This is a genomic window from Ralstonia condita, assembly GCF_958405655.1.
Classification (GTDB): domain Bacteria; phylum Pseudomonadota; class Gammaproteobacteria; order Burkholderiales; family Burkholderiaceae; genus Ralstonia; species Ralstonia condita.
In genome coordinates, this window is the sequence record NZ_CATYWO010000006.1 from 56,125 (window position 1) to 81,567 (window position 25,443).

21 protein-coding genes and 4 tRNA genes are annotated in these 25,443 nt (G+C 63.0%); 17 read left to right on the forward strand and 8 right to left on the reverse strand.

The window, feature by feature from the left end; genetic code table 11:
• Positions 1-45 precede the first annotated feature (45 nt).
• Positions 46-933, forward strand: a complete 888-nt coding sequence (locus R2N03_RS17340; protein WP_316659056.1) for an RNA methyltransferase — start codon at positions 46-48, stop codon at positions 931-933.
• A 140-nt stretch (positions 934-1,073) separates the two neighbouring features.
• Positions 1,074-1,820, forward strand: coding sequence for a serine O-acetyltransferase (gene cysE, locus R2N03_RS17345; RefSeq protein ID WP_316659057.1), 747 nt, complete (start codon positions 1,074-1,076; stop codon positions 1,818-1,820).
• A 21-nt stretch (positions 1,821-1,841) separates the two neighbouring features.
• On the opposite strand, the gene R2N03_RS17350 is transcribed toward cysE, so the two are convergent.
• The 4 genes from R2N03_RS17350 to R2N03_RS17365 are packed head-to-tail and all read right to left on the reverse strand — an operon-like array spanning position 1,842 to position 4,460.
• The gene (locus R2N03_RS17350; protein ID WP_316659058.1) at positions 1,842-2,648 is read right to left on the reverse strand and encodes a UDP-2,3-diacylglucosamine diphosphatase; all 807 of its coding nucleotides are present in this window, start codon (positions 2,646-2,648) and stop codon (positions 1,842-1,844) included.
• Positions 2,645-3,151 carry a peptidylprolyl isomerase gene (locus R2N03_RS17355; protein WP_316659059.1) on the reverse strand — a complete coding sequence of 169 codons (507 nt, stop codon included), beginning with the start codon at positions 3,149-3,151 and terminating at the stop codon, positions 2,645-2,647. Before R2N03_RS17355 ends, R2N03_RS17350 begins: the two co-directional genes overlap by 4 nt.
• A 25-nt stretch (positions 3,152-3,176) precedes the next feature.
• The gene (locus R2N03_RS17360) at positions 3,177-3,749 is read right to left on the reverse strand and encodes a peptidylprolyl isomerase (protein WP_316659060.1); all 573 of its coding nucleotides are present in this window, start codon (positions 3,747-3,749) and stop codon (positions 3,177-3,179) included.
• Between the two features lie 48 nt (positions 3,750-3,797).
• The gene (locus R2N03_RS17365; protein ID WP_316659061.1) at positions 3,798-4,460 is read right to left on the reverse strand and encodes a tetratricopeptide repeat protein; all 663 of its coding nucleotides are present in this window, start codon (positions 4,458-4,460) and stop codon (positions 3,798-3,800) included.
• A gap of 253 nt (positions 4,461-4,713) precedes the next feature.
• On the opposite strand from R2N03_RS17365, the gene cysS reads away from it, so the two are divergent.
• From cysS to R2N03_RS17395, 6 genes are all read left to right on the forward strand, one after another.
• A complete protein-coding gene (cysS, locus tag R2N03_RS17370) occupies positions 4,714-6,105 on the forward strand; it encodes a cysteine--tRNA ligase (protein ID WP_316659062.1) in 1,392 nt (463 codons plus the stop codon).
• Positions 6,102-6,989 (forward strand): DNA-3-methyladenine glycosylase family protein, encoded by an 888-nt coding sequence (locus R2N03_RS17375; RefSeq protein WP_316659063.1) that lies wholly within the window; start codon positions 6,102-6,104, stop codon positions 6,987-6,989. The genes cysS and R2N03_RS17375 overlap by 4 nt, the downstream gene beginning before the upstream one ends.
• A gap of 86 nt (positions 6,990-7,075) precedes the next feature.
• The gene (locus tag R2N03_RS17380) at positions 7,076-8,044 is read left to right on the forward strand and encodes an acetyl-CoA carboxylase carboxyltransferase subunit alpha (protein WP_316659064.1); all 969 of its coding nucleotides are present in this window, start codon (positions 7,076-7,078) and stop codon (positions 8,042-8,044) included.
• Entirely contained in the window at positions 8,013-9,428 is a 1,416-nt protein-coding gene (gene tilS / locus R2N03_RS17385; RefSeq protein ID WP_316659066.1) for a tRNA lysidine(34) synthetase TilS, read from the forward strand. The genes R2N03_RS17380 and tilS overlap by 32 nt, the downstream gene beginning before the upstream one ends.
• Before the next feature lie 85 nt (positions 9,429-9,513).
• Positions 9,514-10,764: an aspartate kinase gene (locus R2N03_RS17390; RefSeq protein ID WP_316659067.1), complete on the forward strand. Its 1,251-nt coding sequence runs from the start codon at positions 9,514-9,516 to the stop codon at positions 10,762-10,764.
• 139 nt (positions 10,765-10,903) lie between these two features.
• Positions 10,904-10,997 (forward strand) — tRNA-Ser (locus R2N03_RS17395).
• Between the two features lie 206 nt (positions 10,998-11,203).
• On the opposite strand, the gene fabI is transcribed toward R2N03_RS17395, so the two are convergent.
• Positions 11,204-11,998: an enoyl-ACP reductase FabI gene (fabI, locus tag R2N03_RS17400; RefSeq protein WP_316659068.1), complete on the reverse strand. Its 795-nt coding sequence runs from the start codon at positions 11,996-11,998 to the stop codon at positions 11,204-11,206.
• A 326-nt stretch (positions 11,999-12,324) separates the two neighbouring features.
• Here fabI and R2N03_RS17405 point away from each other — a divergent pair, with 326 nt between their 5' ends.
• From R2N03_RS17405 to R2N03_RS17425, 5 genes are all read left to right on the forward strand, one after another.
• Positions 12,325-14,211, forward strand: a complete 1,887-nt coding sequence (locus R2N03_RS17405; RefSeq protein ID WP_316659069.1) for an extracellular solute-binding protein — start codon at positions 12,325-12,327, stop codon at positions 14,209-14,211.
• A 17-nt stretch (positions 14,212-14,228) separates the two neighbouring features.
• Entirely contained in the window at positions 14,229-15,281 is a 1,053-nt protein-coding gene (locus tag R2N03_RS17410; RefSeq protein WP_316659070.1) for a microcin C ABC transporter permease YejB, read from the forward strand.
• Between the two features lie 14 nt (positions 15,282-15,295).
• The gene (locus R2N03_RS17415; RefSeq protein WP_316659071.1) at positions 15,296-16,420 is read left to right on the forward strand and encodes an ABC transporter permease; all 1,125 of its coding nucleotides are present in this window, start codon (positions 15,296-15,298) and stop codon (positions 16,418-16,420) included.
• Positions 16,417-18,072, forward strand: a complete 1,656-nt coding sequence (locus R2N03_RS17420; protein ID WP_316659072.1) for an ABC transporter ATP-binding protein — start codon at positions 16,417-16,419, stop codon at positions 18,070-18,072. Before R2N03_RS17415 ends, R2N03_RS17420 begins: the two co-directional genes overlap by 4 nt.
• 241 nt (positions 18,073-18,313) lie before the next feature.
• Positions 18,314-18,961: a C40 family peptidase gene (locus R2N03_RS17425; RefSeq protein WP_316659073.1), complete on the forward strand. Its 648-nt coding sequence runs from the start codon at positions 18,314-18,316 to the stop codon at positions 18,959-18,961.
• Between the two features lie 66 nt (positions 18,962-19,027).
• On the opposite strand, the gene R2N03_RS17430 is transcribed toward R2N03_RS17425, so the two are convergent.
• Positions 19,028-19,984, reverse strand: a complete 957-nt coding sequence (locus R2N03_RS17430; protein WP_316659074.1) for a patatin-like phospholipase family protein — start codon at positions 19,982-19,984, stop codon at positions 19,028-19,030.
• A 163-nt stretch (positions 19,985-20,147) separates the two neighbouring features.
• Here R2N03_RS17430 and gltX point away from each other — a divergent pair, with 163 nt between their 5' ends.
• The 4 genes from gltX (at position 20,148) to R2N03_RS17450 (ending at position 22,069) form a co-directional block, all read left to right on the forward strand.
• Positions 20,148-21,545 carry a glutamate--tRNA ligase gene (gene gltX, locus R2N03_RS17435; protein WP_316659075.1) on the forward strand — a complete coding sequence of 466 codons (1,398 nt, stop codon included), beginning with the start codon at positions 20,148-20,150 and terminating at the stop codon, positions 21,543-21,545.
• Between the two features lie 111 nt (positions 21,546-21,656).
• Positions 21,657-21,732, forward strand: a tRNA-Ala gene (locus R2N03_RS17440).
• A gap of 120 nt (positions 21,733-21,852) precedes the next feature.
• Positions 21,853-21,928: transfer RNA gene (locus tag R2N03_RS17445), tRNA-Glu, on the forward strand.
• A 64-nt stretch (positions 21,929-21,992) separates the two neighbouring features.
• Positions 21,993-22,069 (forward strand) — tRNA-Asp (locus R2N03_RS17450).
• Positions 22,070-22,168: 99 nt separating this feature from the next.
• On the opposite strand, the gene R2N03_RS17455 is transcribed toward R2N03_RS17450, so the two are convergent.
• Both R2N03_RS17455 and R2N03_RS17460 read right to left on the reverse strand, forming a co-directional pair.
• Positions 22,169-23,515, reverse strand: coding sequence for an MATE family efflux transporter (locus R2N03_RS17455; protein WP_316659078.1), 1,347 nt, complete (start codon positions 23,513-23,515; stop codon positions 22,169-22,171).
• A 20-nt stretch (positions 23,516-23,535) separates the two neighbouring features.
• Positions 23,536-25,326 (reverse strand): ArnT family glycosyltransferase, encoded by a 1,791-nt coding sequence (locus tag R2N03_RS17460; protein WP_316659079.1) that lies wholly within the window; start codon positions 25,324-25,326, stop codon positions 23,536-23,538.
• Between the last annotated feature and the right edge of the window lie 117 nt (positions 25,327-25,443).

Sequence of the window (25,443 nt, forward strand, 5' to 3'; positions counted from 1 at the left end):
AATCTCACGATCCTGCCCGCCGTCAAAAGAGTGGCCGTATTGTATATGAACCCCGCCTCCAGTGCCCCGGAAAACACACCGAACGGCGCGCCTGCCGACCCTGAAACGTTGCGCCTGCGTGCGGCACGCTGCCGCTTCGTGCTGGTCGAGACCAGCCACCCAGGCAATGTCGGCTCCGCCGCACGTGCGCTCAAGACAATGGGTTTTGGCGAGCCCGGCAGTTTTGTACTTGTCCGCCCGCGTGAAGCCGGGGCCCAGTCACATGCCGACGCCATCGCCATGGCAAGCGGCGCGGATGATGTGCTCGCCAGCGCGCGCGTGGTCGACGACATTGGCGCGGCACTGGCCGGTGCTTCGCTCACCATTGCGCTAACGGCCCGCCCGCGTGAATTCGGCCCGCGCCGCATCGGCCCGCGTGCCGCGGCTGAGGAGGTGGCGGCCTTGCTGGCGGCGCCCGATGCCAGCGTCGCGTTTGTCTTCGGCAACGAGCGTTTCGGCCTACCCAACGAGGTGGTCGAGCGCTGCCATGTCGTGACGCATATTCCCGCCAATCCTGCGTATGCATCGCTCAACCTGTCGCAGGCGGTGCAGTTGATCGCATATGAAGTGCGCATGGCCCTGCTCGCCGCAACCGGCACCGCAGACACGCGCATGGAGGGGGTCGGTTTTGTCGGCGAGCCAGCGACGGCAGAGCAGATCGACGGGATGTTCGAACATCTGGAGCGAGGTCTCGTCGAGATCGGTTTCCTTGATCCGGCCCAACCGAAGAAGCTGATGCCGCGCCTGCGGCGTCTGTTTGCCCGCACGCAGCTGGAGACCGAGGAAGTCAATATCCTGCGCGGCATCGCGAAGCGCATGCTCGGCCGTGACGCCGAGGTCGCGCCAGGACAGCGCGCCACTTCCCCGACGGGCGCTGCCGACGACTGTCGCTGATCGCGGCGGGCCGCTGCCGCAGCGCAATCCACCTGTGACGGGCCTTTGACCCTTGCCGTCGTGCGGTAAGGCAATGCCTTACACTGCTTCGCAGCGCACATTGATGCGCGGCGGTTTCATAACGATCCACACACACCAAGATGTTCACACGCATTCGCGAAGATGTCCGCGCCATCATGGAGCGAGACCCGGCTGCGCGCAGCCGCTGGGAAGTGCTGACCTGCTACCCGGGGCTGCATGCTGTCATCGTTCATCGGGTCGCGCACGCGTGTTGGCGCCATGGCTTCAAGCTGCTGGGGCGGTGGTTCTCGCACCTCGGGCGCTTCCTGACCGGTATCGAGATCCACCCTGGAGCGACCATCGGCCGGCGCGTGTTCATCGACCACGGCATGGGTGTCGTGATTGGCGAGACGGCCGAAATCGGTGACGACTGCACGATCTACCAGGGCGTCACGCTGGGCGGCACGTCGCTCTACAAAGGCGCCAAGCGGCATCCGACGCTCGGCAAGGGCGTGGTGGTGAGCGCGGGTGCGAAGGTGCTTGGTGGCTTCGAGATCGGCGATGGCGCGCGCGTGGGGTCAAACGCCGTGGTGCTCAAGCCGGTGCCGGCTGGCGCCACGGCGGTGGGCATCCCGGCACGCATCATCGAGCGCGACGTGCCAACGGCGAAGGAGCCGGCGCTCAAGCAGGAGTTCTCGGCTTACGGCATCACGCCCGATGCCGATGATCCTGTATCGCTGGCGCTCAAGCGGTTGATCGACCACAGCGCGCTTCAGCAGGAGCGCATCGAGTCGATCCTGGCGGCGCTCGACCGTCTGGGGGCACATCTCGAGAACTCACCGAATGATCCGTTCGATGCGAGCCAGCTCAAGGGGATGCTCAAGTAGGCGTGGCGCAGTGGCGGCGCCTCAAGCCGCCACGTGCTCCACGGTCAGTACGCCGTCTTGCAGCTTGAGGAAGCTGCCGCGCGGCCGGCCCTGATCGAAGTCCCAGTCCGACAGCACCCAGCGTTCTCCGCGTGGCTCGTGATGCCGTTGCGGGCGGTGCGTGTGGCCGTGGATCAGTGTCGGCGCGCCGGTGCTTTTGAACAGGGCATCGACAGCCTCTGGCGCCACGTCGCCCATCACGGCCGCGGCGCGCGGTTCGCCAGCCACATTGGCGGACATCGCCCGGCCGGCCTCGCTGTCGGCGCGCATCTTCTGCGCGATCTTCAGCCGCCAGCGCAGGGGCATCGTCAGGAAAAGCCGCTGCACCCAGCGCTTGCGTGTCCAGTGGCGAAAGCGCATGTAGGCCGTATCGCGGGTGCAGAGCGCGTCGCCGTGGGCAAGCGCGATGCGCTGGCCGTCGGCTTCGAGCAAGCTGGGGTCGGGCAGTAGCGTGGCGTGCGCGGCGGTCAGGAAACGCCGGCCGAGCAGGAAGTCGCGGTTGCCGTGCATGAACAGCACGCGTGTGCCCGCGTCCGCGAGTTCGGCGAGCAGGCGGGCGATGTGCTGGTGGAACGGATCCACGAGCTCTTCATCGCCGACCCAATACTCGAAGAAGTCACCCAGGATCACCAGCGTGCGGGCCTCGCGTGCGCGCGTGCGCATGAAGCGCTCGAACGCGGCGGCCGTGGCGGGCATGCCGGCTGTCAGGTGCAGATCCGAAATAAAAAACACCGGCCCGGAAACCCGGACCGGTGTGTTCAGCGCGGACCCATGCGCTGCTTCGGTCATTCGATCACTTCAGCGCTTTCGATGATCACGTCTTCCAGCGGCACGTCCTGGTGAAAGCCGCGGTTGCCGGTGCGCACGGCGCGGATCTTGTCCACCACGTCCATGCCTTCGGTGACCTTGCCGAACACGGCATAGCCCCAGCCTTGCGGCGTCGGCGACGTGTGGTTCAGGAAATCGTTGTCGACCGTATTGATGAAGAACTGGGCCGTCGCCGAGTGCGGATCGTTGGTGCGTGCCATGGCAATCGCGCCGCGCTCGTTCTTCAGACCATTGTTCGCTTCGTTGTCGATCGGTGCCTTGGTCGGCTTCTGGCTCATCTTCTCGCCAGCCTCGAAACCGCCGCCCTGGATCATGAAGCCCTTGATGACGCGATGGAAGATCGTACCGTTGTAGTGGCCGTCCTTCACATAGCTGATGAAGTTGGCGACCGACTTGGGTGCCTTTTCAGCGTCCAGGGCGAGGGTGATGTCGCCGTGGTTGGTATGCAGCTTGACTTGGGTCATGGTGAATTCCTTCGGGAGCAAAGCGTTACTTCGAAACAATGGTGGCCGATTCAATCACGATCGGCTTGACGGGCACATTCTGGTACGGGAACTTGGTGGTGGTCTCCACGCCCTTGATCTTGTCGATGGTGTCGGTGCCCTCGACCACCTTGCCGAAGACGGTATAGCCGTAACCATCCTGACCAGGGTAGTTCAGCATGTTGTTATCGACCACGTTCACATAGAACTGCGCGGTGGCCGAATTCGGATCCATCGTGCGGGCCATGGCGATCGTGTACTTGTCGTTCTTCAGGCCGTTCTTCGATTCGATCTCGACGGGCGGGCGTGTGTCCTTCTGCTTCATGTCGGGCGTGAAACCGCCGCCCTGCACCATGAAGCCGTCCATCACGCGATGGAAGATCGTGCCTTTGTAGAAACCGTCCTTCACGTATTGCAGGAAGTTGGCAACCGTCTTGGGCGCCTTGTCCGGATAGACCTCGACGGTGAAGTTGCCCATCGACGTCTTGAACTGCACGCGTGGCGCTTGCGTTGCGGCGGCGGCAGTCGACACGGCCAGCGCACAGACGAGCCCGGCAAGAAGGGAGCGGAAACGGAGCATGGTCAGGAAGAGATTTGCAGGTGGGGAAACGGGATGGGCGGCGTCTCGTTACTGACGCTTGGCCGGCTGTGGGCTCACGCCGCTCGCGGCCGGTGGCGTGGCAGCCGGCTTGGGCGCCGGACGCAGGCCCGGCAGATCGGGCAGGGCCTCGAGGCGGGTGCGTGCGGTTGCGTTCTTCGGGTTCAGCTTGATGGCGTTCTGATAAGACTGCGCCGCGAGCCGCACATAGATGTCGCCGAGGCTCGATTGCGCCAGGGCATTCTCGGGTGCGACGCGGCTCGCCATGATCAGGTCGTCGCGGGCGCGCAGGAGTTCGCCGCGTTCGGCATACAGCGCCGCCAGGTTGATATACGGCTCGGGCAGTTCAGGAAAATCCTGTGTCATCTGGCTGAAGGCGACAATGGCGTCGTCGGCACGCCCCAGGCCTGCGAGCGCCACGCCGCGCTGAAAGCGGGCCTGCGCATTGCGCGGCTGCTCGGCGACATCCTTGTCGAGTTCGGCCAGCGCCTCGCGATATCGCTTCTTGGCGAGCGCGTCGTCGATGCGTTTCTGGCGCGCGACCTGGGGCGGCTGCTGGGTGCTCGGTGTCAGGTCCGCCGGTAGTGCAAAGCCGGCGGTCTGGGCGAAAACCGGTGCGGCCGACACGGCAAGCAGGCAGGCCAGGGTTGCAGCGCACAGGGTGGCACCGTGCAGACGCAGCGAACTGTTCATGAGAATGGGTTCCGTTATACTCCGCCGCATTCTAACAAACCGCCCTTGGGCGCAGCAGCGGCGACGTGCGCCAGGAAAGGTTCTTGACGGGGAGCATGCCGAGCACGTCGGCAGCCCGCTTCGTCGGTGCAGTTCCGGTAAGATATGGCGCTGGTTTTGCAGGCGCCGTGCCGCAGCAGTATGCCTCCAAGTCGGTCCGCCCGCATCGTTTGACCTCGCACACGCGGGGTGCCGAACCTCCCGACACCGCTTCATGGAATCACTCAAGATCTACAACACGCTCGCGCGTGAGAAACAGACGTTCGTCCCCATCGAGCCCGGCCGCGTACGCATGTACGTGTGCGGGATGACGGTGTACGACTACTGTCACGTCGGGCATGCGCGGGTGATGGTGGTCTTCGATATGGTGCAGCGCTGGTTGCGTGCGTCGGGGTACCACGTGACCTACGTGCGCAACATCACCGACATCGACGACAAGATCATCAAGCGGGCGGTCGAAAACGGCGAGACGATGAGTGCGCTCACGAACCGCTTCATCCAGGCGATGCACGAAGACGCCGACGCGCTTGGCGTGCAGCGCCCGGACCATGAGCCGCGCGCCACCGAATACGTGCCGCAGATGCTGAGCATGATCGGCAAGCTGCAGCACAATGGCCTGGCCTATCAAGCCGCCGATGGCGACGTGAACTACGCGGTGCGCAAGTTCCCCGGCTACGGCAAGCTCTCGGGCAAGTCGCTCGAAGACCTGCGCGCCGGCGAGCGCGTGGCAGCCAATGACGCCAAGCAGGACCCGCTCGATTTCGTGCTGTGGAAATCCGCCAAGGCCGATGAGCCAGCCGAATCGCGCTGGGCGTCGCCGTGGGGAGAGGGGCGGCCAGGCTGGCATATCGAGTGCTCTGCGATGAGCTGCGATCTGCTCGGCGAACATTTCGACCTGCATGGTGGCGGTGCCGATCTGCAATTCCCGCATCACGAAAACGAAATCGCCCAGTCCGAAGGTGCCAATGGCAACACCTTCGTCAACACCTGGATGCACAACGGTTTCGTACGCGTGAACGACGAGAAGATGTCGAAATCGCTCGGCAACTTCTTCACCATCCGCGATGTGCTGAAGGTGTACGACGCCGAAGTGGTGCGCTTCTTTATCTTGCGCTCGCACTATCGCAGCGACCTGAACTACAGCGACGCCCACCTGGACGATGCACGCCACGCTCTCACGCGCCTGTACACGGCGCTGAAGGATGTGCCCGCCGTCGCGCATGCCACGCCCGACTGGAGCGAGCCGCACGCCAAGCGTTTCCGCGAGGCGATGAACGACGACTTCAACACGCCGGTGGCCGTGTCGGTGTTGTTTGAGCTTGCCAGCGAAGTCAACAAGACGCGCTCGTCCGCGTTGGCGAATCAGTTGGCTGCGCTTGCCGGTGTGATGGGTTTGCTGGGCCGTGATCCGCATGCCTTCCTGCAGGGCGGGGCGATGGCGGATGGCCTCGATGCCTCTGAAGTGGAAGCCCGCATCGAAGAGCGTCGTGCTGCCAAGGCGGCGCGTGATTTTGCGCGCGCCGATGCCATCCGTGCCGAACTGCTTGCCGCAGGCATCGTGCTCGAGGACAAGCCTGGCGGCGTGACCGAGTGGAGACGCGCATGACCGCGGTGGCAAAGAAGGCCAGCACAACGCGTGCGGCGGCGGCCAAGAAGGCCCCAGCCGTGAAGGCGCCCGCGGGCAAGAAGGCGGCTGCGTTGAAGGCCGATGGAGTGGCGAGCAAGACTGTCGCTGCGAAGCGTCCAGCGGCCAAGACGGAGAAAGTCGCGGCGAAGAAGGCTCCGGCCAAGCGCCCGAACGCATCCAAAGTGCCGCTGCCCGAAACGCTCGGGGCCAACGAGGCTGTTCCCTTGCCAACCGAGGTCGTGCTTTCCGGGCCCCCCGCTTATTGGCAGGAGGCTTGCGCAGACCTCATGAAGCGGGACCGCATCCTGCGCAAGATCATTCCCGCGTATGGTCCGGCCCACTTGGCTTCGCGCGGTGACCCGTTCGTCACGTTGGCGCGATCCATCGTGGGGCAGCAGATTTCGGTCAAGGCGGCGCAGTCGGTGTGGGAGCGGGTGGTGGATGCGTGCCCCAGGCTGGTGCCCGCGCAGTTCCTGCGAGCCGGGCAGGAAAAGCTGGCAGGGTGCGGCTTGTCCAAGCGCAAGGCCGAATACATCCTGGATCTGGCGGATCACTTTCGCAACGGCACGCTGCACGTCGCCAAGTGGGCCGAGATGGAAGACGAGGACGTCATCGGCGAACTCACGCAGATCCGCGGTATCGGCCGCTGGACGGCAGAGATGTTTCTGATATTCAATCTGATGCGCCCGAACGTATTGCCACTGGACGACATCGGACTCATCAACGCCATCTCGCAGAACTATTTCAGTGGCGAGCCGGTCACGCGCAGCGAAGCGCGCGAGGTGGCCGCCAACTGGGAACCGTGGCGCACCGTGGCGACGTGGTACATGTGGCGCAGCCTCGACACGGCGACCACCTATTGATCCGTTCATTTCGATGAAACGCCGCGCGTCGCCGGGCGGTCAAAATCCGGTAGAATGCGCGCCTTCAAGAGCCTTTCAGAAGATCCATGAAAACAACCTTCCTGGAGTTCGAGCAGCCGATCGCTGAACTTGAGGCGAAGATCGAAGAACTTCGCTTCGTACAAGACGATTCCGCTGTCGACATTTCTGAAGAAATTTCCCGCCTGGCTTCCAAGAGCCAGCAGCTCACCAAGGATCTGTACGCCAACCTGACGCCATGGCAGGTTGCGCAGATCGCCCGGCACCCGCAGCGTCCGTACACGCTCGATTACGTCCGCGAGATCTTCACCGACTTCCACGAGCTGCACGGCGACCGTACCTTTGCAGACGATCTGTCGATCATCGGCGGTCTGGCGCGCTTCAATGGCCAGGCGTGCATGGTGATCGGTCACCAGAAGGGCCGCGACACGAAGGAGCGCGCACTGCGCAACTTCGGCATGTCGAAGCCCGAAGGCTACCGTAAGGCTAAGCGGCTGATGGAGCTGGCCAACAAGTTCGGTCTGCCGATCTTCACCTTCGTCGATACGCCGGGCGCGTTCCCCGGCATCGACGCGGAAGAGCGCGGCCAGTCCGAAGCCATTGGTCACAACCTGTTCGTGATGGCGGGCCTGAAGGTGCCCCTGATCGCCACCATCATCGGTGAAGGCGGGTCGGGCGGCGCGCTGGCCATCGCCATGGGCGATGCGGTCATCATGCTGCAGTACGCAACGTATGCCGTGATTTCGCCGGAAGGCTGTGCGTCGATCCTGTGGAAGACCGCCGAGAAGGCGCCGGAAGCCGCCGAGGCGCTGGGCCTGACCGCGCATCGCCTGAAGGCGCTGGGCCTGATTGACAAGATCGTCAACGAACCGCTGGGCGGTGCGCACCGTGACCCGAAGGGCATGGCGACGATGCTCAAGCGCGCCCTGGCAGAATCGCTGCGCCAGTTCCAAGGCATGAAGACGTCGGAACTCCAGGCGCGCCGTCACGAGCGCTTGATGTCTTATGGCAAGTTCAAGGAAACCGAAGGTCGCTGATTCGTCGGCTGATCTCGTCAACAAGGTCGCACAACGCGTTGCCGCGTGTGCGGCCTTTGTTGTTTCTGGCGAGGCGCCAACCGTCGCGATTGCGCTGTCGGGTGGTCGGGACTCCGCAGCCCTGCTGCATGCATGTGCCGCGTGGCGCGATGCCGGCACGCCCGTGCGCTTGGTCGCCGTGCACGTACACCACGGGCTGCATGCGGATGCCGACGCCTGGGAAGGCGCCTGTGCGCGCATGGCCGAAGCGGCGGGTGTCGCATTCCACGCGCGTCGTGTTCATGTTGTTGCCGACGCGGGGAAAGGCATCGAAGCGGCGGCGCGCGATGCCCGCTATGCCGCACTCCGAGCGATGTGCGCAAGAACCGGCGCGTCCATTCTGCTGACTGCGCATCATCTGGACGATCAGGCCGAAACCGTGCTGCTTCAGCTATTGCGCGGAGCAGGTGTCGATGGCCTGGCTGCCATGCCGATGGTGCGTGAAGGCGAGCTGACGTTGCTGCGTCCGTGGATCGATGTGCCGCGCAGTGAGATCGAGTCGTATGCCAGCGCGCATGGGCTCGTGTGGGTCGACGATCCGTCCAACGATGACAGCCGCTATGCGCGCAATGCATTAAGGCCGCTGCTGAGGGGCATGGCCGATCATTTCCCTGCATATCGCGAAGCGCTGGCGCGCAGCGCCGCGCATCTGGCGGACGCCGCGGCACTGATTGACGAGATGGCACAGGAGGATCTTGCGCGGGCGACCTCGGCGCAGGGGCTCAACGTTGAGAAGCTTGCCGCGCTGCCGAGGGCGCGTCAGCGGGCAGTCTTGAGGGCGTGGCTGTCGCAGGCCGGCATGCGCGCAGTGCCGGCGCGTCGCTTGGAGGACCTTTGTGCGCAACTGCTGCATGCGAGCGAACACGGTCGTTTATGCATCGACTTACCCGGGCATCGTGTCAGACGCTATCGAGGCGTGGCGGTCATCGAGCCGGAGGAGGCCGTGGCTGCCCGGCCTGTTGCCGCTGAGCCCATCCGGTTCGATCCGGCACACCGTGTTGAACAACGCGTGAGCGTCCAGGGGTGGGGCGGAGAACTCGTTTTTTCACCTGCGGTGGCGGGCATCGAGCCGCGGACACTGCAGGCGCCGCTGTCATTAGCCCCCCGTCGTGGCGGCGAGCGTATCGTGCTTCGCCCCGGCGGCCCGTCGCGGGCGCTCAAGCAGGCCTACCAGGAGGCCGGGATTCCGCCGTGGGCGCGCGCAAGGCTTCCGCTGCTCTATGCCGGTGAATCGCTGGTTTTTGCGGCGGGGCTTGGCATCGATCGCGCGGCGACCGGTCCGGGGCCCGGCTGGGATGTCTCCTGGTATCCGGCTGCCGAAGGCGGCCGCTACAGCACACGCTAGGCCGGCAGCTTGCTTGCCGATCGCTGCAAATTGCTGTATTTTCAAAAGCTTTTGCACCGCTCCGCCTCCTCCTGATCTTTCCAAGATGGCTCTCATCGTTCACAAATACGGCGGCACCTCGATGGGTTCGGTTGAACGCATCAAGAACGTCGCCAAGCGCGTCGCCAAGTGGCACCGCGCAGGTCACCAGATCGTGGTCGTCCCATCGGCCATGTCCGGCGAAACCAACCGCCTGCTGGGCCTGGCCAAAGAGATTTCGGCCCAGCCCGACCCGCGTGAACTCGACATGATTGCGTCGACCGGCGAGCAGGTGAGCGTGGGTCTTCTGGCCATCGCCCTGCACGCCGAGGGTATCGACGCCCGCAGCTACACCGGCTGGCAAGTGCCGGTGAGGACGGATTCGGCCTATACCAAGGCCCGCATCCAGTCGATCGACGACGAACGCGTGCGCGCCGACCTCGACGCGGGTCGTGTGGTCGTCATTACGGGTTTCCAGGGTATCGACAGCGAAGGCCATATCACGACGCTCGGCCGCGGTGGTTCGGATACCTCCGCCGTGGCGGTCGCCGCTGCGCTCGAAGCCGATGAATGCCTGATCTACACCGACGTCGATGGTGTGTACACGACCGACCCGCGCGTGGTGGACGACGCTCGTCGTCTGGACAAGATCACCTTCGAAGAGATGCTGGAAATGGCCAGCCTGGGCTCGAAGGTGCTGCAGATTCGCTCGGTGGAGTTTGCCGGCAAGTACCGCGTGAAGACCCGCGTGCTGTCGTCGCTGACCGACCCGCTGATGCCGCTCGACGTCGAGATGAACTCGGGCACGCTGATTACTTTTGAGGAAGATTCGAACATGGAAGCCGCCGCCATTTCCGGCATCGCCTTTGCCCGCGACGAAGCCAAGATCACCGTCATCGGTGTGCCGGACAAGCCCGGTATCGCTTATCAGATCCTCGGTCCGATTGCCGACGCCAACATCGACGTCGACATGATCATCCAGAACCAGTCGCTCGAAGGGAAGACGGACTTCACCTTCACCGTGCCGCGCGGCGAATACCAGCGCGCCCTGGCGATCCTGAACGACAGCGTGAAGGCGCATATCGGTGCAGCGAGCGTGTCGGGTGATCCGAAGGTGTCGAAGGTCTCGGTGGTCGGTGTCGGCATGCGCTCGCACGTGGGCATCGCCAGCAAGATGTTCCGCACGCTGTCGGAAGAGGGGATCAACATCCAGATGATTTCCACTTCGGAAATCAAGATCTCGGTGCTGATCGACGAGAAGTACATGGAGCTGGCCGTGCGCGCGCTCCACAAGGCGTTTGAGCTGGATCAGGCCTGATCGGCTGAACGCGTGCCGGATGGCGATCCGGAGCCACGCATCCTCACCGCGTTGTCATGCAGTTGTCGTTGACCGTGCGGGGTGAAGTGGCTAGAATACGCGCTTCGTCGCGCGGGCTCCTTCGTGCGACGCAGGTTTGGGAGACGTGGCCGAGAGGTCGAAGGCACTCCCCTGCTAAGGGAGCATCCGGGCCAAAACCTGGATCGAGGGTTCGAATCCCTCCGTCTCCGCCAGCAATGGCGGAACAACCCCGGAAGATCGCGGTCTTCCGGGGTTTTCTTTTTGGCGCGACCGGTTTTGTTCGAAATGTGTTCTGGCTGCTCGTCCGGGCTTCACGCTGAAAGACTACTGCGGCGCCAATGCACTGGCGCAAGACCGAAAAAAAGCCCGCAAGGCTCAAACCATGCGGGCTTTTTCTTGGCTCAGCGTGTGAGCGGCATCAGCCTTGGCCGACGACATCCGGCACGCCCGCGGTCACGTTGAAGCCACAGTCCACGTAGGTGATCTCGCCCGTCATGCCGCTCGCCAGGTCCGACAGCAGGAAGGCGGCCACGTTGCCGACTTCTTCGATCGTCACGTTGCGGCGCAGCGGCGCGACATCTTCCATGTACTTGAGCAGCTTGCCGAAATCCTTGATGCCGGAGGCGGCGAGCGTTTTGATCGGGCCAGCCGAGATGCCATTGGCGCGAATGCCCTTCGGCCCCAGTGCGCCGGCCAGGTAGCGCACACTGGCTTCCAGCGATGCCTTAGCCAGGCCCATCGTGTTGTAGTTCGGGACCACGCGCTCGGCACCCAGGTAGGTCAGGGCGAGCAGCGAGGCATTCGGCGAGAGCATCGGCAGCGCGGCCTTGGCCAGCGCCGGGAAGCTGTACGACGAGATGTCGTGGGCGATGCGGAACGACTCACGCGACAGTCCCTCGAGGAAATCTCCGGCGATCGCTTCACGCGGCGCAAAGCCGATCGAGTGCACGAGGCCGTCGAAATGGCCCCAGTGCTGGCCGAGGTCTTCGAACACCTTGGCAATCTGCTCGTCGCTGCCGACGTCGCAGTCGAACACCAGCTTGCTGTCGAACTCGTTGGCAAATTCGGTGATGCGATCCTTGAACCGTTCACCGACATAGGTGAAGGCCAGTTCGGCGCCTTCGCGCTTGCAGGCGTTGGCGATGCCGTAAGCGATCGAGCGGTTGGACAGAAGGCCGGTAATCAGAATGCGTTTGCCAGCAAGGAATCCCATGGTTTCTCCGTACAAATGTGGGCGAAGAAGCCGCCTCGGCATGGCGATGCGCTGCGGCTTCTGAGTCGCGCCTGCGTGCCATGGCGATCTCGCATCAACGGCACTCGGGCGATTCGGTCGGCGCGATCATACCGGAAAGCGCAGGGCTGCTCCGCTTTTGCGGGCTGCCAGACGTGCCACGTTGCAAGTCTTGTCAATGCGGGACGATCCCCGGAGCCAATTTGGCGGGAATGCGGCGACAGCGCGTTAGAATCGTTTGAACGACGCATTCAGGCGACGGTGGAGTGGGGGCAGGATATGCAAAAGAAACGGGGGCAAGAGGCGGCATGAGCGTGCTTGCAGCGGCACACAAGACGTTCAGGCGGTTGATCGCGGGATTGGTCTGCCTGCTGGCAGCCGCCGGCGCAGCACCGAGCTGGGCAGCCCACGGCTATGCCGAGTACGGCGATCTGAAATATCCCGCAGGATTTTCGCATTTCGCCTATCTCAATCCGAAGGCCCCCATCGGTGGCGTGCTGTTGCTGGGCAACCCTGATCGGCGGACGAGCTTCGACAAGTTCAATCCGTTCACGATCAAGGGGACGTCTGCGCCCGGGCTCAACCAATTGGTGTTCGAGAGCCTGCTGATCACCAGTTGGGACGAAACTGCCAGTGGCTATGGCCTCCTCGCCGACGATGTGACAGTCGCGCCTGATGAGCTCTCCGTCACCTTTCACATCAATCCGCGCGCGCGTTTTTCCAATGGCGATGCGGTGCGCGCGTCTGACGTGAAGTACTCATACGACATGCTCATGGGAAAGGGCGCCAGCCCGGCCTACCGCAGCATGACCACCGATGTGGCGAAGGTGACGGTGCTGGACGCCGCGACGATTCGCTACGACTTCAAGCGCCGCAACAAGGAACTGCCGCTCATCGTCGGCGGATTGCCAGTGTTCTCGCCCAAGTGGGGCAAGGGCAGCGGCAAGGCTGAGGATCCGGACGGCGGCAAGGATGTCGCTTTCGACAAGCTCACGTTCCAGGAGCCGATTGCCAGTGGGCCCTACGTGATCGAACGGTTCGATCCGTCTCGCGGCATCACCTTCCGTCGCAACCCGAACTACTGGGGGCGCGATCTGAACGTGCGGCGTGGCTCGTTCAACTTCGAGCGCATCCAGTACAAGCTCTACAAGGACGAGACCGCACGCCTGGAAGCGTTCAAGGCAGGCGAGTACGACGCCATGGTCGAATACCGCGCCAAGAACTGGGCCAAGAGCTACGTCGGCGTGAAGTTCCGTAACGGTGAACTGATCAAGAGCGAGTTCCCTCATCGCAACGGTGCCGGCATGCAGGGCTTCGTGATGAACCTGCGCCGGCCGCTCTTCCGTGACCTGCGTGTGCGCCAGGCGCTGACGCTCGCGCTCGATTTTGAATGGCTGAACCGTCAACTGTTCTACGGGGCGTATCGCCGGCTCGACAGTTATTTCGCCAACAGTGAACTGGCCGCCTCCGAGTCGCTCACCGGTATGCCGGGCAAGGGTGAGCTGGCACTGCTGGAGCCGCTACGCAGCAAGCTTGATCCCGATGTGTTCGGTGTGCTGCCCGCGCCGCCTTCCACCGATCCGCCGAGTTCGCTGCGCGACAATCTGCGCAAGGCGCGCCGCCTGCTGGCCCGGGCCGGCTGGACCTACTACGACGGAGCGCTGCGTAACGTCAAAGGCGAGCCCTTTGTCTTCGAGATGCTCGACGACGGCGGTGCGATGAGTCGCGTGATGGCGGCGTACGCGCGCAATCTCGAGAAGCTCGGCATCGAGGTCAATCAGCGCATGACCGACTTTGCGCTCTACCAGAAGCGTCTTGAAGAGTTCGACTTCGACATGATTTCGCTGCGTTTTCCTGACTCGCAGAGTCCGGGCAACGAGCTGAAGGACCGGTTTGGCTCTGCCGCGGCAGATGAACCAGGTTCCGACAACGTCATCGGGCTGAAGTCGCCTGCCGTGGATGCGCTCATCGACGACGTGCTGCGCGCCGGCAGCCGCGACGAGCTGATCATCGCGTCCCGCGCGCTCGATCGGGTGCTGATGCACGGCTACTATGTCATTCCGCACTGGTACTCGGCGACACACCGTGTGGCATACAACAAGAACCTGATGTATCCGGATCGTCTGCCGTATTACTACTCGGCAGAGGCCTGGGTGCTGACGGCTTGGTGGCGTGTCCCCGAGTCCCGCAACTGAACGCATCGCCTGAAGCCATGTTTGCCTATCTGATCAAACGCCTGCTGCTGCTGATCCCGACCCTGATTGGCGTGATTACGCTCACCTTCGTGGTGATTCAGTTCGTGCCGGGCGGCCCTGTCGAACAGATGATGATGGAGATGAAAGGGCGCGGTGCCGGGAGCGAGGCGAGCGGCGGCGGCGCCTTCGACTATCGGGGCCGTCGCGGCGTCGATCCCGACAAGATCAAGGAGATACGCGCGCTCTATGGCTTCGACAAGGGCCCCGTCGAGCGCTACTTCCTTATGCTTGGCCGCTTTGCGCGGTTCGACCTTGGTGAGAGCTATTTCCAGCATCGCAGCGTGTGGGAACTCATCAAATCGAAGTTGCCGGTGTCGATCTCGATCGGGCTATGGACGTTCTTCCTGACCTACCTGATAGCGGTGCCGCTCGGTATCGCCAAGGCGGTGCGGGCGGGCAGCCGGTTCGACCTGGTCACCAGCATCATCGTGCTGGTGGGTTATGCCATCCCCGGCTTCGTGCTGGGCGTATTGCTGCTGGTACTGTTTGGCGGCGGCACGTTCTTCCAGTGGTTCCCGATTCGCGGCATCACGTCAGACAACTGGGACCAGATGAGCTTGCTTGGCAAGGTGACCGATTACCTCTGGCACATCACGCTGCCGGTGACGGCCTCGGTGGTGGGGAGTTTTGCCGTTAGCACCATGCTGACGAAGAACGCATTCCTCGAAGAGATTCGCAAACAGTATGTGCTGACCGCGCGCAGCAAAGGGCTTTCGGAGCGGCGCGTGCTCTGGAAGCACATCTTTCGCAACGCGCTGCTGCCGCTGGTCACGGGCTTTCCGTCCGCATTCATCGGCGCGTTCTTCACGGGCTCGCTGCTGATCGAGCAACTGTTCTCGCTGGATGGCATGGGGCTGCTGTCGTATGAGGCGGTGGTGCGGCGCGACTATCCGGTCGTGCTTGGTACGCTCTACCTGTTCACCCTGATCGGTCTGGCTGCCCGATTGATCTCCGATGTGTGCTACGTGCTGGTGGACCCGCGCATCCATTTCGGCTCGGTTGGGCGCTAGGCGGGACGACGATCATGACCGAGTATCTGCGGACCGCCGCGCACCCGTCCAACGCCCCGGCACCCCATGCCATCCGGCATTCGCCATCGCCGCTCAAGCGTGCCTGGCGGCGTTTCAAGCAGCACCGCCTGGGTTACTGGAGCCTGATCCTCTTCGTCGCGCTGTTCGTCCTCAGCCTCGGGGGCGAGCTCATCTCCAACGACAGGCCGCTGGTCGTCAGGTATCACGGCACCTGGTACTTCCCCATCGTGAAGACCTATCCCGAGACAACCTTCGGCGGCGACTTCCCCACGCCGACGGACTACCTCGATCCGTATATCCGCGACAAGTTCAAGGAGCCGGGCAGCTTCGCGATCTTTCCGCCCAATCCCTATTCATACGAGACGTTGAATTACTTCTCGAAAGAGCCCAATCCGGCGCCCCCGTCGGCAGAAAACTGGCTTGGCACCGATGACCGCGGCCGCGATGTGTTCGCTCGCCTGCTGTACGGCTTTCGCGTATCGGTGCTGTTCGGGATGGCACTCACGCTGCTCGGGCTGCTGGTCGGTACGTTCACTGGAGCGCTCATGGGTTTCTTTGGCGGGCGCTTCGACATGGTGTCTCAACGGCTGATCGAAATCTGGAGCTCAATGCCGGAGCTGTATCTCCTGATCATCTTCGCCTCGATCTTCACCCCGAGTCTGGGGCTGCTCATCATCCTGCTGTCGCTGTTCGGGTGGATGAGCCTCTCAGACTACGTGCGCGCCGAGTTCTATCGCAACCGCTCGCTCGACTACGTCAAGGCTGCGCGAGCGTTGGGGCTCTCGAACTGGCAGATCATGTGGCGCCACATCATGCCCAACAGCCTGACGCCGGTCATCACCTTCCTGCCGTTCCGCATGAGCGCGGCCATTCTTGCGCTGACAAGCCTGGATTTCCTTGGCTTGGGCGTGCCGCCTTCCACGCCCAGCCTGGGCGAACTCCTGGCACAGGGCAAGGCCAACCTGGATGCCTGGTGGATCTCGCTGTCGACCTTTGCAGTGCTCGTGTTGACCCTCGTTCTGCTGACCTTCATGGGTGACGCGCTGCGTGACGCGTTTGACACGCGCCTGTCGTTCGCGCACCTGCGTGCACGCCAGAAACCAGCGGGGGTGAAATGACCCGAGCTGATTTGCGGCCGTCTGCGCCCAAGTATGACGGGCCGCTGCTGCGGCTGGACGATCTGTGCGTGCATTTCGAATCCGAGCACGGGGACGTGACCGAGGCGGTCAGGCATGTTTCGCTCGATCTGCATGTCGGGGAGCGCTTCGCCCTGGTGGGGGAGTCGGGGTCGGGCAAGTCCGTCACGGCGCTGTCGATCATGCGCCTGCTGGCCGATGCCCAGTACAGCGGCCGCATACTCTTCGAGGGCCGCGACCTGCTGAGCGCCAGCGAGCGTGAAATGCGAGGCCTGCGTGGCGCGGATGTCGCCATGGTGTTCCAGGAGCCGATGACGGCGCTGAATCCGCTCTATACCATCGGCAACCAGATCGTCGAGACGCTGGAGCTGCACGAAGGCCTGGGCAAGCGTGCAGCAAAGGCGCGCGCCATTGCGTTGCTGGAACGTACCGGCATCAAGGAGGCCCCGCGCCGTTTCGATGCCTTCCCGCATCAGTTGTCAGGCGGCCAGCGCCAGCGCGCGATGATCGCCATGGCATTGGCCTGTTCGCCCAAACTGCTGTTGGCCGACGAGCCAACCACCGCGCTGGACGTGACGGTTCGGATGCAGATCCTGCAATTGCTGCGCGAGCTGCAGGTCGAGTTCGGCATGGCCATCATGCTGATCACCCACGACCTGAACATGGTTCGCGCCTTTGCCGAGCGTGTCGGCGTGATGGAGCGGGGCGTACTCGTCGAGACCGGAGCGACGGCCGACGTATTCGCCGCTCCGCAACATCCCTACACCGTGCGCCTGCTGGAGAGCCGGCCGCAGCGCGATGTGCTGCCGCTGGTGCCGCTTGCGCCGGTGCTGCTCGAAGCCGACCAGTTGACCGTGACGTACGCGCGCCATCGGCCAGGGTTTGCCGGTTGGTTTCGCAGCGACGCTTTTACTGCGGTCGACGCCGTGTCATTGCAGCTGCGCGAAGGTGAAACGCTCGGCATCGTGGGTGAGTCCGGCTCGGGCAAGACCACACTTGCGCAGACGCTGCTTGGCCTGCAAGCCCCCCAAGGCGGCGACTTGCGCTTTCTGGGCAATTCGCTGCTGCGTCTTTCACGCGACCAGCGACGTGCCGTGCGGGCGCGCATGCAGGTGGTTTTCCAGGATCCCTATGGTTCGCTTTCGCCACGAATGACCATCGAGGAAATCGTCGGCGAGGGCTTGGCGTTGCACCAGCCCCACGTGAACCCGACCGAGCGGCGCCATCGTGTGATCGAGGCGCTGCGCGAAGTCGGTCTGGATCGCACCGTGCTGGGGCGCTATCCCCACGAATTTTCAGGCGGTCAGCGCCAGCGCATCGCAATTGCCAGGGTGCTGATCCTCAAACCGCAGGTGCTGGTGCTGGATGAGCCGACTTCGGCACTCGATGTGTCCATCCAGCAGCAGGTGCTTTCGCTGCTGTCTGCCCTTCAGAAAAAGTACAACCTGTCGTATCTCTTCATCAGTCACGACCTCGCCGTCATCCGTGCGATGTCACATCGTGTGGCCGTGATGAAGGACGGCAAAGTGGTGGAAGAGGGCGACACCGAAGCGGTGTTGGCGTCGCCTTCGCACCCCTATACCTGCAAGCTGATGGCGGCAGCCTCGCTGATGCCGTCGAGGGATAACCCCTAAAATCCACCGCTGATTCCCCCGTTTCATGCCGCTTTGATGCGCGGTTTTTGTAAGAATGCGCATCCAAAGTCATGTGTAAGTGCATGATTCTCATATGAATTCAGGGAAATTTGTAACGACCTTTGACAAGTCAAAGTGTCACTTTTATCATCCTGCGAGATTGTTTGAGCGGGATTCGGACGGGTTTCTTTTGCTTCCGCATATGGATGCCCGATGATGACGATTTTCCGAGGGAGAACCGATGCAGCACTTTGTATTTCATTCCATGGCGCGCCTGGCGGTAGGGGTTGTGATCGGCTGCGGCGTGATCGTGTCGAATGCAGTACATGCTGATACGGTCTTCAAGGACACGGAAGTCCGCGCCGACGTCAAACCCGACGCCAAATCCGGCCTCATCTCGAATGTGATGAGCAAGACGGGCGACGTGGTCATGAACGCGCTTGGCATGATTGGCCTGCGCTATCGCTTCGGGGGCAACACTCCCGAGTCCGGCCTCGATTGCAGCGGCTTCGTCCGCTATGTCTTCAACGACACGTTTGGCTTTCTGCTGCCGCGCCGCGCCGTGGAGATGAGCCGTGTCGGTACCAGCGTCGATATGGCCGAGTTGCGTCCCGGCGACCTGGTGTTCTTCAACACCATGCGCCACACCTTCTCGCACGTCGGCATCTATATCGGTGACAACAAGTTCGTGCACGCGCCGTCGACCGGCAGCAAGATTCGTGTGGATGATATGACGGCCTCGTACTGGGTGACGCGTTACAACGGTGCTCGCCGTATCGAAGGGAACACCGGTGCCGCGGTCAAGGGAAGCGTCGACAACTTCGTCGAAACGCTCAAGCGCGTCGACCCGAATGCCGCTGGCAAGCCGCTGGCACTGTACGGCGGCTGAGTCGCTCAAGCACCAAAAGAAAAGACCGCAGAAGCGGTCTTTTTTGTTGGCTGCGCCTGGGCTGTTTCAGTGCTGCGGGAGTGGTGAGGCCAGCACGGTCTGCGGCAGGCGCAGCTTGGCGCGCAGCAGCGGCAGCGCAGCTTGCGCGGCCTGTTCGCCCGCGAGGATGGCCTCATTGCGCGCGGTAAAGTCGCTACCCTTCACGAACGGCAGCGAGGGCGTGATCACCACATCGGCTTGGGCCAGTTCGGTCCTGTTGATGCTCTGGCCCATGATCGCCGTCGTCTGCAGCAGCATGCTGGCCTGGCCCGATACCGGCTGGGTGGAAGGGTCCGCCGAGATGTTCACGGCAATCACGAATGTGGCGCCCATCTGCTTGACGTAACTCACGGGCACGGGTGCCACCAGGCCGCCATCCACGTACTGGTGGCCGCTGATCGTCACGGGCTGGAACACGCCGGGGATGCTGCACGAAGCGCGTACTGCCTGGCCCGTATTGCCGCGTCGAAACAGGATCGGCTTGCCGCTCGACAGGTCCGTGGCCACGATGCCTAGCGGAATCCGCATTTGCTCGATGGTTTTGTGTCTGACCAGCCGGTTGATGTAATTCTCCAGTGCTTCACCCTTGAGCCAACCGCCAAAACGGGTGCCAAACGGCAGCGCCCAGTCGGCGATCATGGCCTCGTCCATCTTGAGTGCCATGCGATTCATCTCGAGGCCCGACATGCCGGACGCATGGATCGCGGCCACCACGCTGCCCGCGCTGGTCCCGGTGATGTAGTCGACCTGGATGCCCTGTGCCTCCAGCATCTTGATGACGCCGATATGCGCAAAGCCGCGCGCGGCGCCGCCACCCAGGGCCAGGCCGACACGCACCGGCGGCGTGGCAGGCTGTGCGGATGGCGGCAGGACGGCCGTCGTTGGCGTCGCAGGCGTTTCGGTTTTGCCGGACGATGGGCCGGTCACGGTACAGGCGGAGAGCAAGGAGGCGCCGGCGGCACCCAGGAAGAGGCGGCGTTGCATGAGGGTTGGATCGCGTCGAGGCGCGCAGTGATCGGTCGTCATTGTGCCAAAGTTTGGCGGCGGACTGGCCAAGCGCACCACGTGCGGTTGGTATAATTTCGGTTTCGATAAAGGCCGCTCGCGACTGATTCGGTCGTGCGGCCTTGTTCTTTCAGCCATTCCTATGACCCAGCGCGTCCGCACTCGTTTCGCTCCCAGCCCCACCGGCTTCATCCACCTCGGCAACATTCGCTCGGCACTGTACCCATGGGCCTTCGCCCGCAAGATGAAGGGAGACTTCATCCTGCGCATCGAAGATACCGACGTGGAGCGCTCCACGCAGGAAGCCGTTGACGTGATCCTGGAAGCGATGGCGTGGCTGGATCTGGATATCGACGAAGGCCCGTTCTATCAGATGCAGCGCATGGACCGTTATCGCGAGGTCATCGCGCAGATGGTCCGCCAGGATCTGGCTTACCCGTGCTACATGAGCACCGAAGAACTCGACGCGCTCCGGGAGGCGCAGCGTGAGCGCGGCGAGAAACCCCGCTACGACGGCACTTGGCGCCCCGAGCCCGGCAAGGTCCTGCCGACGCCGCCGGAAGGCGTGCAGCCCGTGATCCGCTTCAGGAACCCGATTGGCGGCAGCGTGGCCTGGGACGATGCCGTCAAGGGCCGCATCGAAATCTCGAACGATGAGCTGGATGACCTTGTCATCGCCCGGCCGGATGGTACGCCTACATATAACTTCTGCGTGGTCGTCGACGATATGGACATGCAGATCACCCACGTGATCCGTGGCGACGATCACGTCAACAACACGCCGCGCCAGATCAACATTCTTCGTGCCCTGGGCGGCACGCCGCCGGTGTACGCCCACCTGCCGACCGTGCTCAATGAGCAGGGCGAGAAAATGAGCAAGCGCCACGGCGCCATGAGCGTGACCGGTTATCGCGATGCCGGCTACCTGCCTGAGGCCGTCGTCAATTACCTCGCCCGCCTCGGCTGGGCGCATGGCGATGCCGAGATTTTTTCTCGTGAGCAGTTCGTCGAATGGTTTGACCTCGAGCATCTGGGCAAGTCGCCCGCACAATACAACCCCGAGAAGCTCGCCTGGTTGAACAACCATTACATCAAGCAAGCCGACAACGCGCGTCTGGCTGACCTGGTGAAGCCCTTCATTGAGGAGCTGGGTGGTAAGGTCGATGGTGGCCCGGTGTTGGCTGACGTCATCGCGCTGGTGAAGGATCGCGCCAACACGCTGCGTGAAGTCGCGCAGACTGCGCTGCTGTTCTACCGCACCGACTTGACCATCGATCCGGCGTTGGCGGCACAGCATCTTACGGATGACGTGCGTCCCGGTATTGCCGCGCTTGCCGAGAAGCTGGGCGCACTGCCGGAGTGGAATCGTGAAGCCATTGGCGTTGCCTTCAAGGACGTCCTCGCCGCGCATGGCTGGAAGATGCCAAAGCTCGCCATGCCCGTGCGTCTTCTTGTGGCGGGGCAACTGCAGACCCCCTCGATCGATGCCGTGCTCGAGCTGTTTGGTCGCGAGGTCGTCCTGTGCCGCCTGGCTGGGTGAGGCGTCTCGAGAAAAAATTTAGGGGAGGGTATTGCCAAGCGACAAATACTTCCCCTATACTCTTGTTTTCGCTGCAACACGAAGCGAAAACGCAGTAAAAAGCAGTAACTCGGGGCTATAGCTCAGCTGGGAGAGCGCTTGCATGGCATGCAAGAGGTCAGCGGTTCGATCCCGCTTAGCTCCACCAAAAATACCGGAAGATTCGATTCAAAGATAAATTTGAAAAGAGGCTTCCAAAACGCTAAGAAGCTCGTTATAATCGCGGTCTTCGCAGCGTCAAGACAGAAAGCGTTGCAAAACAGTTTCTGTCCCCTTCGTCTAGAGGCCTAGGACATCACCCTTTCACGGTGAGTACAGGGGTTCGAATCCCCTAGGGGACGCCAAAACAAGAGCTTAACCAGAAGCTCGTTAGCAAGGCCGGCGCAAGCTGGTCGAGCGAACCGACAAGGAGTGGTAGTTCAGTCGGTTAGAATACCGGCCTGTCACGCCGGGGGTCGCGGGTTCGAGTCCCGTCCACTCCGCCAAATCAAAACCCGCTGCTTGCAGCGGGTTTTTTCTTTTGCGCGTGTAATGCAATCGTGATCCCTCTCGCTTTCCTTTAAAGAAGGATTAAGCCGCCCGCTTTAATCAGGATGGCGGCTGATGCGATTGAAGTAGCTGATCAACAAAGCCCCAGCCACCATCAGGCTCAAGCCGTTGGCGGCCCAGAACCCTGAGGGTCCGCGCAGCATGGCGGCAATGTCCCCGAGAAGCCCGAAACCCAGCACGTAGCCGCCCCCCAGGCCTACACCCCAGAGCGAGAGTGCGTAGATGACAGTCGGAATCAGCGCAATCTTGTAGGCGCGCAAGATGAACGCCGTCATCACCTGCAGCGCATCGAACATCTGATAGAACGCGATGAAGGGTAAGAGCGGTACCGCTATCGCCATCACGGCTGTGTCGCGCGTGTAGAGACTGACCAATTCCTGACGCAGGGCGAGCACCGCTGTTCCGACGATCGCTGCGCAAAGGATCGCGAGTTTGATGCCATTCATGGCGATTCGGCGGGCCGCTGCTCGATCATGAGCGCCGATGGACTGCGCCGTCAGCGTCGACGTGGCGATCGACAGCGAGAGCGGCACCATGTAAGCCACGGCGCCCAGGTTGGCAGCGATCTGGTGTCCGGCGAGCACGACCGTACCCAGCCGGGCGATGAAGATTGCCATCAGCGTGAATGACGTGATCTCGATCAGATAGGTCAAGCCCATCGGTACGCCCAGACGGACAAGTGCCCACAATCGGGAGCGGCTGGGTGGCGAGTACTGCGTGAAGATCGAGAGCGGTGCGTAAGCCGAAGTCCGCACCAAGATGACCGCTCCCGCTGCAAACCACAGCCAGCTGACGATCATGGAGGCAAGTGCGCAGCCTGGACCGCCCATCGCCGGCAGTCCCATGCCGCCATACAGGAAGAGTGCATTGAGCGGCAGCTTGAGTACCAGCCCGGCCAGTTGCAGCACGGTGACCATCACCGGCCGGGCTAGCGCGTTGTTCAGCGCCGAATAGATCCGGAAGCCGAGCGCCGCAGGCAGGGCCAGCGCTTCATAACGCAGGTAGGCAGTCGCTTTTGCCGACAGCTCCGGTGTCGCATCCGCTAGCCGCAGCAGTGGGGCCGGAAACCAGAGGATCATTATGCCGATGGCCGCCAGCCCCAGGCCGAGCCAAACGGCCTGGCGGACTTCCTCGCCGATCTCGCTGTATTTCTGCGCGCCGTAGAGCTGCCCGGCGACTGGGGCGAGCGCCTGCAGCACGCCCATCAGGCTGATGTACACCGTCACGTAGATCGATCCGCCGAGCCCGATGGCCGCCAGATCGGCTGCAGAGGCACGCCCGGCCATGGCTGTATCCAGCACGCCGAAGGCGATCACAGCCAGTTGGCCGATCAGTACCGGCCATGCCAGGGCGGCAATGCGACGGATGTCGGCAATGAACATCGCAGACGCACCCGATGGCGTTATTGACGCAACTTGCGCCGGCGCGCCGTTGCCGGGGTGGGGGGCGGATGCGTTGCCGCGGCCGCTTCGGTGAGTCGATACATACGGAAATGTTCGTCACGGTCAGCGGGGCGCCTACCTTCCCAGATGAGGCGCCACTCGAAATTCGAGATGCTCGACGGGGCGCCATAGTCGTACGGGTCGTGGCGCAGCAGGATGTCGCAATGGTCTTCGCTGCTGCCGAAGCGGATATGCCCGAAGTAGGCGAACGAGGCGAGTTGTGCATCGCCCATGCGAATCGGTTGCACGCACGTATACGTCTGCGGCAGTGCCAGCGCCGCAGACTGCGCGACGTCGCGATACGTTTTGGCGTAGTTGATGGTGGGCAGCCACAGGGTCATCATCAACACCCACAGTAGCGTAGTGCCGGCAGCCGAGATCACTACCGCCCGCCAGATCGCCTTGGGTGCGCGGGACGTGCGCCACGCCACGATAAGGACCCATGCCGCTGTCACCAGCAGCGCGCAAGCGAGGGCTGTCCAGCTGAATTCCGGCCGGTAGCCGGGAACGATGCGGTATACGTTGCGCGCGAGTTGCGGGGGGAAGCCCGTCATCTTGGCAATCCACAGCAGCCATACGGTACCGCCAAGGATCGTGAACGCCAGTAGTGCGAACCAGTCGATGGCGCTGATCGCTCCGCGTTTGAGCGTGGGCAGCGCAAAGGCGGCCATGACGGCCATCGGCGGGATGAGGAGCAGGAAGCTATCGTCGCCAGGGTGCGGTTGCAAGAGCAAGAGCAGCATCTGAGGCGCCAGCACGGCCAGTGGCAGGACGATATGCGGGGCCGTGCGCATGCCGCTCCAGCTTCTCCAGGCCCAGGCAGCGAGGGGCCAGACCGGCCAGGCGAACAGCGGCAGGTTGCGCGCGATGAAGCCGAGGGAATAGCCCGTCGGGCCAGCGTATTGGTGGCGATCGAAGCGCGCCCATTCGCGCACGTATGTCACCGCGTCTGTCGGATTTACAGCGAGCACGTACGCCATGGCCGGCCAAGACCAACCGAGCGCCAGCGAAACCGGCAATGCCACCGTCAACAGCGGCTGCACTGGCAGCACGCGCGTCGCTCGCGCCGTGATCAGTACGGCCACGGTCACGGCGAGCGGCAGAATGGGGCCGCCCGCCAACGACAGGCAACCGATACCGATGCCATAAATAAGGCTGCCCGACTTTGGCTTATCGAGCGCCCGGATGAGCCCGTAGACGCTGACGGCCACGAAGCTGAGCGCGCCAACCAGCGGCGTGGTCTCGTGACCGCGCTGCGCCAACCCCACGCAAGCCAGGAAGATCAGCAGGGCGCCGTCCGCGAGCGTACGGCCGTAGTCGCGCGCATTGGGCTGGCCGCCGAAGACGAATTCAAAGGGTTGGACTTCGGCGCGGCGACCGAGCAGGTATGCGCCATACCAGATGCAGGCGCACGTAACGAAGAAGAAGAGGGCGGTTGCCAGGCGCGACGCATCGGATGGGCCAAGCCACTGCCCGAACAGGCGAATGCATGCTCCGCCGATCCAGTACACCAAGGGACCCGCCTGCACAACCGGGCGCCCAACGATGTTCGGCATCAGCCAGTCTTGCATGTTGCCGGTGGCCAGCGTCCACATCGCGCCAAAGCCCGCGGCGTCTTCGTTCTTCCACGGGTCGCGTGAGAACAGACCAGACAGGCCGTAGATCACGCAGATGGCGAGCAGCAGCCAACGCGGCAACTCGCGGGTGGCGGCGGCGGTCAGGCGGATGCGCGAGACGCGGTTGGTGTTCATCGGGTGTCAGACCGGGCGAGCCCAGCCGGGGTTGCACAGCGACGTGCGGATCGTAAAGAGCGGCCGAACCAACGGCCTACCATGTGCCGAGAAACAAAAAAGGCAGCCGGAGCTGCC